This window comes from Nocardia sp. CA-135953 (assembly GCF_050955735.1).
Classification (GTDB): Bacteria; Actinomycetota; Actinomycetes; order Mycobacteriales; family Mycobacteriaceae; genus Nocardia.
Genome location: NZ_CP192082.1, coordinates 5,369,525 through 5,384,698, shown reverse-complemented (window position 1 = coordinate 5,384,698; position 15,174 = coordinate 5,369,525). Strand labels below are relative to the sequence as shown.

16 protein-coding genes are annotated in these 15,174 nt (G+C 66.5%); 12 read left to right on the top strand and 4 right to left on the bottom strand.

What is annotated here, in order from left to right; translation table 11 throughout:
• Genes ACQPXH_RS24820 through ACQPXH_RS24810 form a run of 3 tightly spaced genes read right to left on the bottom strand, consistent with a single transcriptional unit; the run spans nucleotide 1 to nucleotide 2,583 of the window.
• The gene (locus ACQPXH_RS24820; protein WP_433598899.1) at nucleotides 1-894 is read right to left on the bottom strand and encodes an alpha/beta hydrolase family protein; all 894 of its coding nucleotides are present in this window, start codon (nucleotides 892-894) and stop codon (nucleotides 1-3) included.
• Complete coding sequence (locus ACQPXH_RS24815; protein WP_433598898.1) at nucleotides 891-1,415, bottom strand: YiiD C-terminal domain-containing protein; 525 nt, start codon at nucleotides 1,413-1,415, stop codon at nucleotides 891-893. Before ACQPXH_RS24815 ends, ACQPXH_RS24820 begins: the two co-directional genes overlap by 4 nt.
• 10 nt (nucleotides 1,416-1,425) lie before the next feature.
• Nucleotides 1,426-2,583, bottom strand: a complete 1,158-nt coding sequence (locus ACQPXH_RS24810) for an acyl-CoA dehydrogenase family protein (protein ID WP_433598897.1) — start codon at nucleotides 2,581-2,583, stop codon at nucleotides 1,426-1,428.
• Between the two features lie 144 nt (nucleotides 2,584-2,727).
• Between ACQPXH_RS24810 and ACQPXH_RS24805 the strand changes: the two genes are divergently transcribed.
• The gene (locus ACQPXH_RS24805; protein ID WP_433598896.1) at nucleotides 2,728-3,654 is read left to right on the top strand and encodes a PDR/VanB family oxidoreductase; all 927 of its coding nucleotides are present in this window, start codon (nucleotides 2,728-2,730) and stop codon (nucleotides 3,652-3,654) included.
• Nucleotides 3,655-3,749: 95 nt separating this feature from the next.
• The gene (locus ACQPXH_RS24800) at nucleotides 3,750-4,448 is read left to right on the top strand and encodes a hypothetical protein (protein WP_433598895.1); all 699 of its coding nucleotides are present in this window, start codon (nucleotides 3,750-3,752) and stop codon (nucleotides 4,446-4,448) included.
• 77 nt (nucleotides 4,449-4,525) lie between these two features.
• Here the strand turns inward: ACQPXH_RS24800 and ACQPXH_RS24795 are convergent, their stop codons facing one another.
• Nucleotides 4,526-5,746, bottom strand: coding sequence for an ROK family protein (locus tag ACQPXH_RS24795; protein ID WP_433598894.1), 1,221 nt, complete (start codon nucleotides 5,744-5,746; stop codon nucleotides 4,526-4,528).
• Between the two features lie 147 nt (nucleotides 5,747-5,893).
• Between ACQPXH_RS24795 and ACQPXH_RS24790 the strand changes: the two genes are divergently transcribed.
• The 10 genes from ACQPXH_RS24790 to ACQPXH_RS24745 all read left to right on the top strand — a co-directional run bounded on the left by ACQPXH_RS24790 (nucleotide 5,894) and on the right by ACQPXH_RS24745 (nucleotide 15,168).
• On the top strand, nucleotides 5,894-6,940 hold the full coding sequence (locus tag ACQPXH_RS24790) for a substrate-binding domain-containing protein (RefSeq protein WP_433598893.1): 1,047 nt from the start codon (nucleotides 5,894-5,896) through the stop codon (nucleotides 6,938-6,940).
• Nucleotides 6,931-8,451, top strand: coding sequence for a sugar ABC transporter ATP-binding protein (locus ACQPXH_RS24785; protein WP_433598892.1), 1,521 nt, complete (start codon nucleotides 6,931-6,933; stop codon nucleotides 8,449-8,451). The genes ACQPXH_RS24790 and ACQPXH_RS24785 overlap by 10 nt, the downstream gene beginning before the upstream one ends.
• Nucleotides 8,448-9,488: an ABC transporter permease gene (locus ACQPXH_RS24780; protein ID WP_433598891.1), complete on the top strand. Its 1,041-nt coding sequence runs from the start codon at nucleotides 8,448-8,450 to the stop codon at nucleotides 9,486-9,488. The genes ACQPXH_RS24785 and ACQPXH_RS24780 overlap by 4 nt, the downstream gene beginning before the upstream one ends.
• 19 nt (nucleotides 9,489-9,507) lie before the next feature.
• Nucleotides 9,508-10,392 carry an SMP-30/gluconolactonase/LRE family protein gene (locus ACQPXH_RS24775; protein ID WP_433598890.1) on the top strand — a complete coding sequence of 295 codons (885 nt, stop codon included), beginning with the start codon at nucleotides 9,508-9,510 and terminating at the stop codon, nucleotides 10,390-10,392.
• The gene (locus ACQPXH_RS24770; protein WP_433598889.1) at nucleotides 10,389-11,000 is read left to right on the top strand and encodes a bifunctional 4-hydroxy-2-oxoglutarate aldolase/2-dehydro-3-deoxy-phosphogluconate aldolase; all 612 of its coding nucleotides are present in this window, start codon (nucleotides 10,389-10,391) and stop codon (nucleotides 10,998-11,000) included. Before ACQPXH_RS24775 ends, ACQPXH_RS24770 begins: the two co-directional genes overlap by 4 nt.
• 60 nt (nucleotides 11,001-11,060) lie before the next feature.
• Complete coding sequence (locus ACQPXH_RS24765; protein WP_433598888.1) at nucleotides 11,061-11,228, top strand: hypothetical protein; 168 nt, start codon at nucleotides 11,061-11,063, stop codon at nucleotides 11,226-11,228.
• A 48-nt stretch (nucleotides 11,229-11,276) separates the two neighbouring features.
• Nucleotides 11,277-12,221 carry a sugar kinase gene (locus ACQPXH_RS24760; RefSeq protein WP_433598887.1) on the top strand — a complete coding sequence of 315 codons (945 nt, stop codon included), beginning with the start codon at nucleotides 11,277-11,279 and terminating at the stop codon, nucleotides 12,219-12,221.
• A 10-nt stretch (nucleotides 12,222-12,231) separates the two neighbouring features.
• Nucleotides 12,232-12,987 carry an SDR family NAD(P)-dependent oxidoreductase gene (locus ACQPXH_RS24755; RefSeq protein ID WP_433598886.1) on the top strand — a complete coding sequence of 252 codons (756 nt, stop codon included), beginning with the start codon at nucleotides 12,232-12,234 and terminating at the stop codon, nucleotides 12,985-12,987.
• Complete coding sequence (gene dgoD / locus ACQPXH_RS24750; RefSeq protein ID WP_433598885.1) at nucleotides 12,984-14,129, top strand: galactonate dehydratase; 1,146 nt, start codon at nucleotides 12,984-12,986, stop codon at nucleotides 14,127-14,129. The genes ACQPXH_RS24755 and dgoD overlap by 4 nt, the downstream gene beginning before the upstream one ends.
• 235 nt (nucleotides 14,130-14,364) lie before the next feature.
• Nucleotides 14,365-15,168 (top strand): hypothetical protein, encoded by an 804-nt coding sequence (locus tag ACQPXH_RS24745; protein ID WP_433598884.1) that lies wholly within the window; start codon nucleotides 14,365-14,367, stop codon nucleotides 15,166-15,168.
• The last annotated feature ends 6 nt before the right edge of the window (nucleotides 15,169-15,174 follow it).

Below are 15,174 nucleotides of genomic sequence, written 5' to 3'. Positions count from 1 at the left end.
CTAGACCGGCAGCTCGCCCGCGAGGACCCAGGTCGCCACCCGGGCCGCGATCGCCGGTGCGTCCTTGACCCACTGGAAGTGGTCACGGTGGTCGACCGGCGCGTTCTCGTCGATATGCCACTGGGTGACCCGGGCGTTCGGCATCCGGGAGACCAGGAAGTCGACATTGGACTTCGGGCCGAGCACATCCTCGGACAGCGAGATGACCAGCACTGACAACGTCATCCGGCGCAGCAGCGTGTTGTATTGCCGCGCTGTGCCTTTCGGACGGTAGTAGCTGGTCAGCGAGTGCATCGACCAGTCCCGCATCACCCGGCCCGGCATCGGTGCGGGGATCAGCACGCCGCCGGGCCAGTGCCCCTTCCAGCGCGATACCAAGCCGATCCACTGGATCTGGCTCAGCGCCTCGTACCAGCGGCGCGGTCCGAATGCCCACCAGAACACGGTGCCGGTTCCGATGACGGTCACTCCGGCGACCTGGTCGGGTTCGGCGGCGGCGAACAGCAGCGCGAGCTGGCCGCCGAGACTGTGCCCGAACAAGTGGATCGGCGCTTCCGGAAAGCGCGTGCGCACCGCGGAAACTATCGCGGGCAGATCGATTTCCAACATCTCGCGATAGCCGAAATCGGTGTGCAGCCCGAATTCCGGCTTGGCCTCACCGTGCGCGCGCAGGTCGCAGGTGGCGACCGAAAGCCCCTGGGCATTCAGTTCTTTGGTGAGGGCGAGATAGTTCTTGGCCTTCATCGCCATGGCGGGCAGAACCAGCACCACCGGCGCGTCGGCCTTCTCGGCGGGCAGGAAGCGGACGGTGAATTCGACGCCATCGGCGGTCGAGACCGCGGTCGACTCCAAGGCCTGGAATTCCGAACCTTTCTGGGGTGCCGTGCTGGTCACTGGTCCGCCTCCGTGATCGCGATATCGCAGACGTAGTCGAAGGTGAATTTGGCGACGACGACATCGGCGTCGTCGAGCAGCACTGCCTTGCCGGACAATTCGAACCGGTTCGAGGCGGTGGCGGCCAGAACCTCGGCGAGTTCACGCTGGTCGACGGTGGCGATGGCGCGGATCCGCCCGACCGCCGGCTTGCGATAGGACGCCGTGCCCGCCCGCAGCACCAGCCGCTCGACGGTGTCCAGGCGAGTCGCGGCCGCACCGACGAAGGCCGCCGCGCCACCGATATCGGCGGCGGTGAACAACGCACCGGCGTGCACGGTGCCCATGTGGTTGCGCACGGTGTCGGCGGCGGGAATCTCCACGATCGCGCGTTCCGGCGAGATCTCGGTGATCAGCGTGCCGACGTGCCGTCCGAACGGCACCATATCCTGCGATACCACCCGCAGATATTCGTAATCGACCGCATCGCAATCGAGTCCGGGATAGGCGGCGGCGAATCCGACGATTTCACGCGTTGTCATTGTGTCTCCTTCAGCGATTGCGCAGTGCGCGACGGGCGATGGACCAGCGCAGCACCTCGGACGGCCCCTCATAGATGCGGAAGGCCCTGGCCTCCACCAGGAACCGGGCGACCAGATAGTCCTCGCAGACACCGAGTCCGCCGTGCAGCTGCACAGCCCGGTCGAGTACTCGCCAGACTGCCTCGGAGACAAAGGTTTTCGCGATCGAGGCATCGTGGCGCGCCTGCGCGGATGTCGGCCCCTGCTCGTCGATGGTCTCGGCGGCCGTGCGGATCACGCCACGGGCCGCGGCGATATCGATCTCGCTGTCTGCGACGAGTCCCTGCGCCAGACCGTGATCGGCAATCGGCACACCGAAAGACTGTCGGGTGCTGATGTGTTCGATGGCGAGGTGGTGCGCACGCACGGCCAGCCCGAGCCAGTTCATGCAGAAGACCAGGCGCGAGGGCGCGAGCCGGACCTGGGCGAGCACGAGTCCCTGGCCGACCGCGCCGAGTACGGCGGAATCGGGTACCACACAGTCGACGAAGGCGATCTCGCAGTGTCCGCCCGGCGCGCTGGAATGGTCGAGCGTCGGCATCCGGCGACCGATCTTCAGACCCGGATTGTCCTGGTCCACCAGGAACATGGTGGGTCCGTCGGTGGTCTGTGCGACGCAGATGGTAAAGGCGGCACCCTGGGCGCCGGTGGTGAAATGCTTGGCGCCGTTGATGATCCAGCCATCGTCGGTCTCCTCGGCGACGGTCTGCAGCATGCCGGGATCGGATCCCGCGCCGGGGGCCGGTTCGGTCATCGCGATGGCCGAACGCACCTCACCGGCGGCCAGCGGCGCGAGATAGCGCTGCTGCTGTTCGGCATCGGCCACGTGCGCGAGCAGGTGGATGTTTCCGTCATCGGGCGCCCAGGCGTTCACCGCGATCGGGCCGAGCAGACTGGCTCCGGCTGCTTCCAGCACCCGCGCCTGGGCCCGGGTGTCCAGGCCGAGTCCGCCGTACTCCGGAGCCGACAGCGGGCCGAATACGCCCGCCTCTTTCGCCTTCTTCTGTAATTCGAGCCGCAGCGCGTCGTCCATGACGCGCCCGTCGACGACGACCTCGCGTTCCACCGGAATTACCTGGTCACGTATGAACTGGGTGGTCTTGTCCACCAAATGCGCCACAGTGGTCATGGCGTCAGTTTCGGTGGGCGGGCGGCGTCTGAGTCGGGTCGATAGTCAACGTCGATTGTGCGAATCGACTGCGCATTCGTCCGGTGCGCAGCGGCGGTCTCTCGGCGACGGTAGTCGCGAAGACGAGATAGCCGAGGGGACCAGATGACGGACATTCCGGTACGGGTGTCGGCCCGCCGTGACGAGGCCGAGGGTGTGTTCTCGCTCGAGCTGACCCCGGTTGCGGGCGGTCAGCTGCCGTCGTGGGAGCCGGGCGCGCATATCGACGTTGCGGTCGGCGCCGCGGGGGCGCGGCAGTACTCGCTCTGCGGTGATCCGGCGGATCGGCTGCACTGGCGGATCGCGATACTGCGCGAGCCCGATGGGCGCGGGGGTTCCGAATATCTGTATCGGACGGCGCTGGTGGACTCGGAGTTGCGTATTTCGGCTCCCCGCAACAATTTCGAGCTCGTCGAGCGGGCAAGTTACGTGTTCATCGCGGGTGGTATCGGAATCACTCCGATCATGCCGATGGTGGCCGCCGCGCAGGCCGCCGGCGCTGATTGGGAGCTGTACTACGGCGGACGGACCCTGGCGCATATGGCCTTCGCCGAGGAGATCGTTCGCCACCCGCACGCACGACTGCTGCCGCAGGACGAGCACGGACTGCTCCCGATCGCCGACATCCTCGCCGAACGCCCTGATTCCGCGATCTACTGCTGCGGACCCGAACCACTACTCGTGGCCGTGGAAACCGAAGGGGCTCTGCGCGATTCGGCTGTTTTCGTAGAACGTTTCGTGCCGCGAAAGGTTACCGCGCCGCAGGGCTCGTTCGAGATCCGATTGGCAAGCAGTGGAACTACTTTCCACATCGGTGCGGACGAGTCCATTGCCGATGTTCTCGACGCCGCCGGTATCGGCATCATCACCTCCTGTCGCGAAGGCACCTGCGGCAGTTGCGAAACCGCCGTGCTCGCAGGCGAAATCGACCACCGCGATTCGGTGCTCACCGCCGAAGAGCAGGCGTGCGGCAACACCATGATGCTGTGCGTTTCGCGGGCCGGATCGGACGTGCTCGTCCTGGACCTGTGACCGGCGAACCCTGAGCTGTCGGCGCTATCGGCGACCGGCATACGGCGCGCTCGCGCGCCCGACCTCCCCGAAAAATCGAGAGGAAAGAAGTAAGGATGAGGAAAATCGTTGCGGTGGCCGCCGGATTGGTCGCCGCAGTCGGCATCGCCGCCGGTACCGCCGGCGCCCAGACCGACGGTGACGAAGCGGTCGGATTCACGGCCTACGCCACCGACACCCAGTCCATTGTCAAGACCGATGGCGGCTCCATGGTCATCGAGGACAACGTCTTCAAGATCAAGGCGAGCAACGGCACCGTGCTCACCGGCATGCCGCTGAAGTTCCGCGTCGACGACTTCGAATTCCCGATCGTGGCCGATATCGCCGACCACTCCGCCACCCTCACCCCGCAGTTCGACATCGCGCACGCGGCTTACAAGCCGGTCGCGCTGCCGTTCGAGGACAAGGCGCCGTGGAAGAACGAATACGACCGTGAGCAGGCCGCCTGGTCCCGCATGACCACCACGATCACCATGGGCGCCAACCTCGGCACCCTGATCGGCGGCCTCAGCGGCGGCGCCATCGGCTGCGTCCTCGGCGGTATCGCCGGTGCGACGGTCGCCTCGGCCGCCATCGTCGGCCTGTTCGGCGCGTTCATCCCGGCCGCTGCTGTCGGCTGCCTCGGTGGCATCGTCGCGGTCGGCGCCCTCGGCACCCTGGTCGGTCAGATCTTCATCACCGCCCCGGTCGCCATCGGCGCGGCGATTCAGTACTTCTCCACTATCAACCAGCCGCCGTTCCCGCCGGCGAAGTAGATAGCGAAGAAGATCCCAACGGCGTTCGTTGGGGACACCCGACCCCGCCCGGTTCCTCACCCCGGGTGGGGTCTTCGCTATGTGGTGGAGCGGATGGCGCGGCGGGCGGCTATCGAGCCGAAGGTTTCGCGGTCGGCGAGGAAGCCTTCGAGGGCGAAGGTGGCGGCGCCGAGGCTGACGGGGTTGTGGGGGAGGGTGCACAGTTGCAGGGATACCGCGGCGAAGGGGTCGGACATGGCGTGGTGGGCGGCTACGCGGCGGGTCGCGTCGAGGAGGCGGTCGCCGAGCACGTTCGCGACGAGGTCGCCGAAGACCATGGTTCGGGGGTTGAAGAGGTTCACCAGGTTCGCGACGGCGACACCCAGGTAATTGCCGGTCTTTTCGATGACCTCGCTCGCGATGGGGTCGTCGGCGGCGCCTATGGCCGCGATGGTGGTGGCATCGTCGGCGGCGAGTAGCGGGCTGTCCGGGGCGATTTCGCGCAGGGTCTGCGCGATGCCGCGGGCGCTCACATAGGCCTCGACGCAGCCGTGACGCCCGCATCGGCATTCGCGTCCGTCGATGACGAGGTTGGTGTGGCCCCATTCGCCCGCACTATTGGTGACGCCGCGATAGAGCGCGCCATCGATGACGACGCCGATGCCGACTCCGCCGCGCAGTGTGACGACGATGAGATCGTCCACATCCCGCCCCGCGCCGAACCAAAGATGCGCTGCCGTACTGGCTTTCAGCGGATTGTCGAGATACAGCGGATGGGGCACCCGCGGTTGCAGCAGCGATTTCAACGACACGTCGTGCCAGTCCCAGTACGGCGAGAACACCGAGACGCCGCCCTCGGGTTCCACCAGTCCCGGCACGCTCAATCCGACCCCGAGCACCCGCTCCGCATCGTCTGCGGTCAGTTCGCCGATGCCGCGAACGATCAGCTCGGCGACATCCTCGGGCCGGGTGGCCGCGGGATCGACCGGAATCTCCACCGACCGCAGCACCGTCATCGCCAGGTCGAAAAGGTCGAAATGAACACTGGTTTCGGCGATATCGACCCCGACCAGGGTGCCGCGCGCCGGATTGATCGCCAGCTGTGCACGCGGCCGCCCGATGCCGGGTGCGTCGTAGCCGAGTTCGGCGAGCACCCCCACATCCAGTAGTTCGGCGAGCAAATTGCCCACCGTGGCGAACGAGAGCCCGGTGGCGCGGGCGATCTCCTGACGGCTGGTGTGGCCCTCGGCGGCATAGACCGCCTGCAGTACATAGAACCGATTCCGGCGTCGGATGTCGCGCGCGGTCAGCTGGTACACGGTCGGGCCATCTCCTTCCGATGGACATTCGCAGACGCTACCCGAGCAGTTCTGACAACACTATTTACAACAGTTAGCCGAAGTCATACTGTAACCCAGGTCACTATAAGACGCCGAGTGCCCGGCGCAGCATCAGAGGAGCACCCCATGTCCTGGACCCGCCGAAGCCGTTGGACCAGAGCCGTTTTCTGCGGGGTATCGCTCGCACTGGCCGCGTCGGCCTGTTCATCGGGCAAAGACGATTCGCAGGCGACCGGACCGCAGCACACCACCGGCGCGATCAGCCTGGTCTACGCCCAGAAGCAGGGCGATCAGGAGTACTTCATCGGCGAGGCCGAAGGCGCGAAGGCCAAGGCCAAGGAACTGGGCATCGATCTGAAGGTGGTGAACCTCGGCAATGACGCGAACAAGGCGGTCACCGAGGTGCAGAACGCGGTGAACCAGAAGGCCAGCGGTGTGATCGTCGTGGTGCCCGATCCTTCGGTCGGTCCGCAGGTCGCCCAACTCGCGAAGGCCGGTGGTGTCGCGCTGCTGACCTCCGATGACCAGGTCTGCGCGAACGGGCCGGATCCCTCGTCGTGCGCGAAAGACAATCTGGTGCCACGGGTCGGCTTCAGCGGCACTCAGATGGGCACCGAGGTCGGTACCCGCGCCGGTCAGGACTTCAAGAAGGCCGGATGGAAGCCGGAGGAGACCGCGATCATCGACGCCTGGAAACAGGACGTGACCGTGTGCACCGACCGGGTCAAGGCCAACCAGAAGGCATTCAAGGATGCCGCCGGTGTGGACGTCAAGGTGATCGAGGTCGGCACCGACAACACTCCGTCGGACGCGCAGAACAAGATCTCGGCGACGGTGTCGGGCAATCGGTCGGTGAAGAACTGGATTGTCATGGGCTGCAACGACGAGAACGTCAGCGGCGGCGTCGCGGCGATCCAGAACGCCGGATACCCCGCCGACAATGTGCTCGGTGTCGGCCTCGGCGCCTACCTGGCCTGCAAGGAATGGCGCGGCGGCAAGCCGACCGGCTTCAAGGCGGCACTGTTCATCAATGGCAAAGACGTTGGCGCACTGTCGGTTCAGACGATCTATGACTACCTGAAGAACGGCAAGCAGATGCCGCCCGAAGCCTACGCGCCGACCAAGATGGTCGACTCGACCAACTGGCAGCAGGCGGGCGTCACATGCAGCTGACCGGACTGCGGGTATCCGGGCTGAGCAAGAGCTTCGCCGGGGTGCCGGCCCTGCGCGAAGTGAGCCTGGATTTTCCCGCTGGCGCGGTGACCGCCCTGATGGGTGAGAACGGAGCGGGTAAGTCCACCCTGATCCGCATCCTCGGTGGCGATCACCGCCCGGACGGTGGCCGGCTCGAGTTGGATGGTGTGCGACTCGAGCTGGCCACCCCCGCCGACGCGCGGTCGGCCGGAATCCGGGTGATCGGCCAGGAGCCGGAGATCGTGCCGCACGTTTCCGTCGCCGAGAACGTCTATCTCGGATCGCTGCCGCGGCGCTCGGGCCGACTGCTCGATCGGGCCACCCTGCGCGACCGGATGCGCGCCGACCTCACCCGACTCGGCTTCGACCGTGACCTCGACCCGGACACCATCGGATCGAAACTCACTGCGGCGCAACGGCAATTGGTGGAGATCATGCGCGCGTTGACCACCGATGCCAAGGTGATCGCCTTCGACGAGCCGACCTCGTCGCTGTCGGACCATGAGACCGAATCGCTGTTCGCGCTGATCGGTCGATTGCGCGAGCAGGGCCTCGCGGTGATCTATGTGTCGCATCGGATGCGGGAGATCTTCCGGCTGGCCGATCGGGTCGCGGTGCTGCGCGATGGCGCGCTCGTCGGTGAACGCGCGACCGCGGACACCACCGATCGCGAGATCGTCCGGATGATGGTCGGCCGGGATCTGTCGACGTTGTTCGCGCGCAAGCACAATACGCCGGGCCGGGTGGTGCTCGACGCGGATGCGGTGACCACCGACGAGGTAACGGAGGTGAGTCTGCAGGTGCGCGCCGGGGAGGTGGTCGCGCTGGCCGGGCTGGTCGGTGCGGGTCGCTCGGAACTGGCCGGTGCGCTGGCCGGTGATCTGCCTATCCGCTCCGGCGAGGTGCGGGTGGACGGCAAGAAACTGCGTCTGCGGCAACCGCGGGACGCGGTGCGGGCCGGGATGGGGTACGCGCCCGAGGAGCGCAAGGCGCAAGCCCTGCTGCTGCATCGCGGTGTGCGTGACAATATTTCGCTCGCGATGCTCGACCGCTTACGCCGGCTGCGGTTCGTCCGTGGCGGTGAGGAGCGGCGGCTCGCTCGTCAGTACGTCGAATCACTGAGGGTGCGAACGCCTTCCATCGAGCAAGAGGTGCGCAAGCTCTCCGGCGGCAATCAGCAGAAGGTGGTGCTGGCCCGCTGGCTCGCCCGCAAACCCAAGGTGCTCATCCTGGATGAGCCCACCCGTGGCGTCGATGTCGGCGCCAAAATCGAGATCTACCACATCATCGAGGAACTGGCCGAATCCGGTGTCGCGGTGCTGGTGATCTCCTCGGAGCTGCCCGAAGTGCTCGGGCTGGCCGACCGGATCGTGGTCATGCAGCACGGCCGGGTCACCGGCGAGCTGGACCGCGAAGAGGCCGGCGAGGAGGCGATTCTGGCGCTGGCCATGGCCGCCGACCTGTCGCATACATCGCGAGGAAACACATGACAGACCAACAACTTTCGATGCCGGTGAAGACCGCCGCGCCCTCGGTGTCGGCTCCCGGCGCAGCCGCCCGTCGTCTGGTGCAGGCGATCGGCACCGGCAACCTCAGCCTCATCGGCGCACTGGTGGTGATCGTCGCGATCTTCGCCTGGCTCAACGACGGCTATCTGGATCCGGCGAATCTGGCCGGAATCGGTGAAGCGGTAACGGTTTTCGGTCTGCTCGCCGTGGTGCAGACGGTCGTGATCATCTGTGGTGCGCTCGATATTTCGGTCGGCTCGCAGGCCGGAGTCGCCTCGGTGATCAGCGCGATGGCCTTCACCGCGACCTCGGGCAATGCCTGGTTGGGCATTCTGGCCGCGATCGGTGTCGGGCTGGTCCTCGGGGCGATCAATGGGCTGATCATCGTCTACGGACGCGTCAATCCGGTGATCGCGACACTGGCCACCCTGGCGGCGTTCAAGGGCGTCGCGCAGTTGATATCCGGTGGTAAAGCGCAGGGTTTCGTACTTGGCGACGATGTCTTCATCTTCATCGCTCGCGGCAAGATTCTGGGTCTGCCGGTGCCGGTGGTCATTCTCGCGGTGGTCGCGATCGGTATGCATGTACTGCTGAAGTACACCGATATCGGTCGCAATATCTATGCCATCGGCGGAAATGACACGGCCGCAAGGCTTTCCGGCATCAATATCAACAAGTACCTGATCGCGGTGTTCGTGCTCGCGGGTGCGGTGGCGGCGATCGCCGGGATCATCCTGACCGCGCGGACCGGCTCCGGGCAGCCGGTCTCGGGTAGTGAGGGGCTCGAGCTGAAGGCGATTACCGCGGCGGCTTTGGGCGGTTGTGCGCTGAAGGGCGGTAAGGGCACGATCGGCGGGACGCTGCTGGCCGTCGTGCTGCTCGGTGCGCTTGACAACGGGCTGAACGTCGTTGGTGTGAATACGTTCTGGCAGAACGTCGCTCAAGGGTCGTTGTTGGTGGCGGCGGTTGTTATTCAGCAGCGGCGCAGCGGGGAACGTGCGGTCGGATTGCCGACCTAGCACCCGTCAGGAGCGAATGATGATCGAACTGAAAGCCGACCGGTGCTCGCCGAGGCCGGGCAGGTTGTGCGAGGGGCCGGTCTGGGATGACCGCACCGATCAGGTGCTGTGGGTGGACATTCCGGCGGGGCGTATCCACCGCGCGACACTGCGTGACGGCGATCTCGTGCAGCGGTCCACCGTGGCGGTGGGGAAGCGGGTCAGCGCGGTGGTGCCGTGCGCATCGGGCGGGCTGATCGCGACTGCCGTCGACACCTTCCTGCATATCGCCGACGGCACAATTACCCAGGTCGCGGCGCTGTCGCTGCCCGATGACGGGGTTCGGCGGCGCATGAACGATGCCAAGGCAGACCCGTGGGGGCGACTGTTCGCCGGGACCATGTCGGAAGACGAAATCCGAGGTACCGCAGCGCTTTATCGACTCGATCCCGACGGCAAGCTGAGTACCGTGCGGCAGCAGGTGACGATCTCCAACGGACTCGGCTGGAGCCCGGACGGTACCACTCTGTACTACGCGGACAGCCCGACGCATCGAGTCGAGGCATTCGACTACGACCCGGCCACCGGCACCTTCAGCGGAGAGCGCACGCTTGCGGAATTCCCGGACGGTCTGCCCGATGGGTTGACCGTGGACGCGCGGGGTTTCGTCTGGGTCGCGGTGTGGGGTGCCGGGCAGGTCCGGGCATTCGATCCATCGGGTCGGCCGCATGCGGTGATCGACGTCGGCCCGGCGCAGGTCTCCAGTTGCGCCTTCGCGGGTCCGGACCTGGATGTCCTCGTAATCACCACGGCCGCGGAAGGTTCCGCCGATCCGGATGCCGGGCGGCTGTTCACCTGTAGGCCGGGTGTGACCGGTCTACCGACCAATACCTACTCCGATGCGAGATTGGTGAGCAACCCATGACCGACCACGGCCTGATCCTGGATCCGCCGGTAATCGCGATCCTGCGCGCCCCGACGGCCGCTCGGTTCGCCGAAGTGGCCGCCGTACTGCACGAGTCGGGCGTCACGGCGGTGGAGTTCACGCTCAACTCGCCGGGAGCACTGGACGCATTGCGCGATTGCGCGGGATCGGCTCACCCGGTCGGTGCGGGCACGGTGCTCACCGCCATCGACGCCGCACGAGCCGTGGCTGCGGGCGCGGCATATCTGATCACCCCGACGGTGTGCACCGAGGTGATCGCTGAGGGCCGCCGCCTGGGTGTCCCGGTGATCTGCGGCGCGTTCACGCCCACCGAGATCCACAGTGCGTGGCAGGCGGGCGCGACCATGGTGAAGGTCTTTCCGGCCTCGGTCGGCGGTCCCGGCTATCTGAAGGCGATTCGGGGCCCGTTGAACGAGATCCCGCTGGTGCCGACGGGCGGCATCGGGCTCGCCGATGCCAGAGCGTATTTGGATGCTGGGGCCAGCGCACTCGGCATGGGGTCGCCGCTCGTCGGTGATGCGTGTATCGGCGGTGATCTGGATGCGCTGCGTGAGCGCGCGTCTGCGGTGCGGAAGGCATTGCTATGAAAGCCGTTTCGCGCGACCTGATTCCGGTCGCGTCTCTGTGCGCGAGGGGCGTTGCCATAGGTGGCGTTCCGCGGAATCGAGATCGACGCACCGGGCAAGGTCGCCGCGCTGCGGGCCTTCCGGGAGGTCGGCCGCGCCGTGGCCGCCCCGATTACCTGTGCGCGCCGGCACTCGCCGGATGTGCGGGCGGGCGGCGATGCGTGTGAAATACCCTGCTATCAGGGCTGAGTCGCGGGATTCGAATGCTGAGGACCTCACTGCGCGAAGGTCGTGGCCATGACAGGCGGATTGGTAACCCTGGGCGAAGCACTCGGTGTCGTCGCCGCCACTGCGCCCGGCCCATTGGCTCCCGGTGCGGCAATGCGGATGGACTTCGCGGGCGCCGAAGCCACGGTCGCCATCGGCGTCCGCAGGCTGGGCCACGAGAGCGCGTGGGTGGGCAGTGTCGGTGCCGATGCGGTCGGCACCATGGTGCTCGACCGACTGCGCGCCGAACAGGTCGACATCTCGCGGTGCCGAATCGATCCAGAACTGCCGAGCGGTCTGATGCTGCGCGAGCGGCGAACCGCCGCACACATGCGAGTCACCTACTATCGCAAGGGTTTCGCGGGCTCTCGACTGGCGCCCGCCGATATCGACACTGCCCAGATCTCCACCGCACGGGTGCTGCATCTCACCGGCATCACCCCGGCACTGAGCCCATCCGCCCGGGACGCCGTCCACACAGCACTCGACGCCGCCGTCGACGCCGGGGCGATCGTGTCCCTCGACATCAATTACCGCCGCGCATTGTGGTCGGAATCGGATGCGGCCGTGGAACTTTCGAAGCTGGCTTCGCGCGCCGACATCCTCTTCGCCGGTACCGACGAAGCGGCCATCCTGGTTCCAGCCGCGAACCCCGCTGAGATGGCGAAATCCCTTGCTGCACTGGGGCCTTCGCAAGTCGTGATCAAACTCGGAGCCGAAGGCGCGCTCGCACTGCACAACGGCGAGCTGATCCCGCAGCCTGCGGTGGAGATTCGCAGTGTCGACCCGGTTGGTGCGGGCGACGCATTCGTCGCGGGCTATCTCGCCGGCGTGCTCGACGAAGGGGCCCCGAGGCACAGCCTGCAATTGGCCGCCGCCTGCGGCGCATTCGCCGTATCCGTACCCGGTGACTGGGCTGGCCTGCCGTTCCGGCACGAACTCGGCCTGCTCACCGGCGCCGACATCAACCGATGAAGGGAACAGCATGAGTCGTCTGGCAGACCGGGTCGCGGTCGTCACCGGGGGCGCATCCGGCATCGGTGCGGCCACCGCACATCGGCTCGCCGCCGATGGCGCCGCGGTCGTCATCGCCGATATCGCCGAGCCCAGTGGCCGCGAGGTCGCCTCCAAGATCCGTGCGGCCGGTCATCGAGCCGAATTCATCCGCTGTGATGTGTCCGCGGAGGATTCTTGGATCGAGCTACGCAACAGCGTCAACGAGCTGTTCGGACCGCTGGACTTCTTGTGCAGCAACGCATCCCGGCAGGCCACCATCCCGGCACATGAATTGAGCAGGCAGGCATGGGATGACGGCCTCGCGGTCAACCTGACGCCGCTGTTCCTCGGCCTGCGCACCTTCATCGACGATCTGCGCAGCCGCAGCGGCAATGTGGTCGCGGTGTCCAGCGTGCACGCCCAATTCGGATTGCCCGGATACCCGGTCTATGCCGCCGCCAAGGGCGGGTTGACCGCATTGGTCCGGCAACTCGCCGTCGAGTACGGGCGCTCCCACGTGCGGGTCAACGCCGTGCTGCCCGGCCCGATTCTCACACCGGTCTGGGACGACGTCGACGAGGCAGGTCGACGGCTATCCGCCCAGGCCACCGCCCTGGACCGGATGGGCGCGCCCGAGGAGGTTGCCGCCGCGGTCGCCTTCCTCGCCTCCGACGACGCCTCCTTCATCACCGGTGCCAACCTGGTCGTCGACGGCGGCTGGAGCGTGCGAAAGGAGTCCCGGTGAAGATCACCGCACTCACCACCTACCTCGTCGCGCCGCGCTGGTGCTTTTTGAAGATCGAGACCGACGAGGGCATCACCGGCTGGGGTGAACCGGTACTCGAGGGCCGCGCCCACACCGTCGCCGCCGCGGTCGACGAATTGGCCGACTACCTCGTCGGCAAGGACCCGATGAGCATCGAAGCGCACTGGCAGGTGCTCACCAAGGGCGGCTTCTATCGGGGCGGACCGATCCTGTCGAGTGCGGTCGCGGGCATCGATCAGGCACTGTGGGATATCACCGGAAAGGCGTTGGGCGTTCCGGTTTGGCAGTTGCTCGGCGGTGCGGTGCGCGATCGGGTCCGGGTATACAGCTGGATCGGTGGCGATCGTCCCGACGATGTCGCGCGGGCGGCGGTAGAGCGAAAAGAGCAGGGCTTCACCGCGATCAAGATGAACGGCTCCGCCGAATTGGAGCTGATCGATACCCCGCGCGCCACCCTGGGCATTGTCGATCGAGTCGCTGCGGTGCGCGAGGCGACCGGCGACGATTTCGATATCGCCGTCGATTTCCATGGCCGCCTGTCCATTCCGATGGCGCGGCGGGTGCTGCCGCTGCTGGAACCGTTTCTGCCGTTCTTCGTCGAAGAACCGCTCGTCCCTGAGTGCAGCGGCCAGATCGGTGAGATCACCCGCGCGACAAGCATTCCCATCGCCACCGGTGAACGGCTCTATTCGCGTTGGGATTTCAACGCGGTGCTCGATCAGGGCATCGCCGTCGTCCAACCCGATCTCTCCCACGCGGGTGGCATCTCCGAGGTGCGCCGCATCGCCGCCCTCGCCGAGGCCCGCGATATCGCCCTCGCCCCACACTGTCCCCTCGGTCCCATCGCCCTCGCCGCCAGCCTCCAGGTCGGCTTCGCCACCCCCAATCTGCTCATTCAGGAGCAAAGCCTCGGCATCCACTACAACACCGGCTCGGACTTGCTCGACTACCTCGCCGACCCGACGGTCTTCGCCTATCGCGACGGCTATGTCGACCTGCTCCAAGGCCCCGGCCTCGGCATCCAGATCGACGAAACTGCGGTGACTTCCGCCGCCGAACAGGGCCACCGCTGGCGAAACCCGATCTGGTACCGCAAGGACGGTTCCTTCGCCGAGTGGTGATGCCCCTGGGCCTCGTTGTCCGTCTGACGTTTCCCGTAGATTTGCCCGGGTCGGCGACAATCCTGGGCTTGATTCGGTGATCGCGGCCGTAATGTCCTGCCTTGCGCTGGGCCGCTTGCTGACCGGCTGAGCTGGCATAACTGCAACGCCGGGGGATCGGCTCGCGATCAGTACCTGACTGGTTCGGCCGAAGCAGGGTGGGGGTCGCCGCCCCGGCGGGAGAGGTGGGCAGGCAGTGAATTATCCATACGGTGAGCAGCCGCGGCAGGATCCGGCACCGTGGGGGCAGCCGGTGGACTATCCGGCTCAGCAGGGTTGGGCTCAGACCGGCTATCCGATGGGGTATCCCAGCGCGCCGACACCGGGACCACCGCCGAAGTCGAAGACCGGGGCGATCGTGGCCGTGGTGCTCGGGCTGGTCGCGGTACTCGCCGCGGTCGGCGTCGGCCTGGTCGTCATCACCACGCGAAATACGGACCGACCGCAGGCCTCGAATGCCACCGCCACCGTCGTACCGGCGACGAGTGCGCCGCGCACGAGCACCCCGCGAACGACCACGGCAACGCCGCGCCCGGGCCAGCCGTCCTCGGGCAAGCTCACCTACAGCGACTTCGCCCACGACTGGAATTTCAAGTTCGACAGCGTGGAACTGCACGCCGACTGGGTCGAGGGCCGCGACCACGCCAACTGCCGCGATTTCGAGGTGAACGGCAAGCTCAGCGGCCTGGGCTGCGAGTACGCCGCCGAACTGGTGTACCGGGCCGAGGGCGGCGGGCTGAAGATCACCCAATTCGTCATGGCGATGTCGACCGAGGGCCAAGCCACCGCCGCGCTCGGCAAGTTCACCGACGAGGACTTGCACCTGCGTCCGGGCACCTATATCGATAATTTCGTCACCGGCAAATGGCGCGACGGGACCGAGAAGGAGTTCGTCGTGGTCACGGTGGCCACCGCCAACGCCGGCGTTGCCGCGGACACGGTCAAGAAGTACCTGCAGTATCGGCACGCGGATACGCTCGGCGCACTGGCCTTCCGCTAGCCATGA

Bases quoted from the DNA above. Each gene is read 5' to 3' on its own strand.
- ACQPXH_RS24760 (WP_433598887.1), top strand. From the start codon at position 11,277: ATGACAGGCGGATTGGTAACCCTGGGCGAAGCACTCGGTGTCGTCGCC.
- ACQPXH_RS24755 (WP_433598886.1), top strand. From the start codon at position 12,232: ATGAGTCGTCTGGCAGACCGGGTCGCGGTCGTCACCGGGGGCGCATCC.
- ACQPXH_RS24790 (WP_433598893.1), top strand. From the start codon at position 5,894: ATGTCCTGGACCCGCCGAAGCCGTTGGACCAGAGCCGTTTTCTGCGGG.
- ACQPXH_RS24785 (WP_433598892.1), top strand. From the start codon at position 6,931: ATGCAGCTGACCGGACTGCGGGTATCCGGGCTGAGCAAGAGCTTCGCC.
- ACQPXH_RS24770 (WP_433598889.1), top strand. From the start codon at position 10,389: ATGACCGACCACGGCCTGATCCTGGATCCGCCGGTAATCGCGATCCTG.
- ACQPXH_RS24815 (WP_433598898.1), bottom strand. From the start codon at position 1,415: ATGACAACGCGTGAAATCGTCGGATTCGCCGCCGCCTATCCCGGACTC.
- ACQPXH_RS24780 (WP_433598891.1), top strand. From the start codon at position 8,448: ATGACAGACCAACAACTTTCGATGCCGGTGAAGACCGCCGCGCCCTCG.
- ACQPXH_RS24775 (WP_433598890.1), top strand. From the start codon at position 9,508: ATGATCGAACTGAAAGCCGACCGGTGCTCGCCGAGGCCGGGCAGGTTG.
- ACQPXH_RS24800 (WP_433598895.1), top strand. From the start codon at position 3,750: ATGAGGAAAATCGTTGCGGTGGCCGCCGGATTGGTCGCCGCAGTCGGC.
- ACQPXH_RS24810 (WP_433598897.1), bottom strand. From the start codon at position 2,583: ATGACCACTGTGGCGCATTTGGTGGACAAGACCACCCAGTTCATACGT.
- ACQPXH_RS24805 (WP_433598896.1), top strand. From the start codon at position 2,728: ATGACGGACATTCCGGTACGGGTGTCGGCCCGCCGTGACGAGGCCGAG.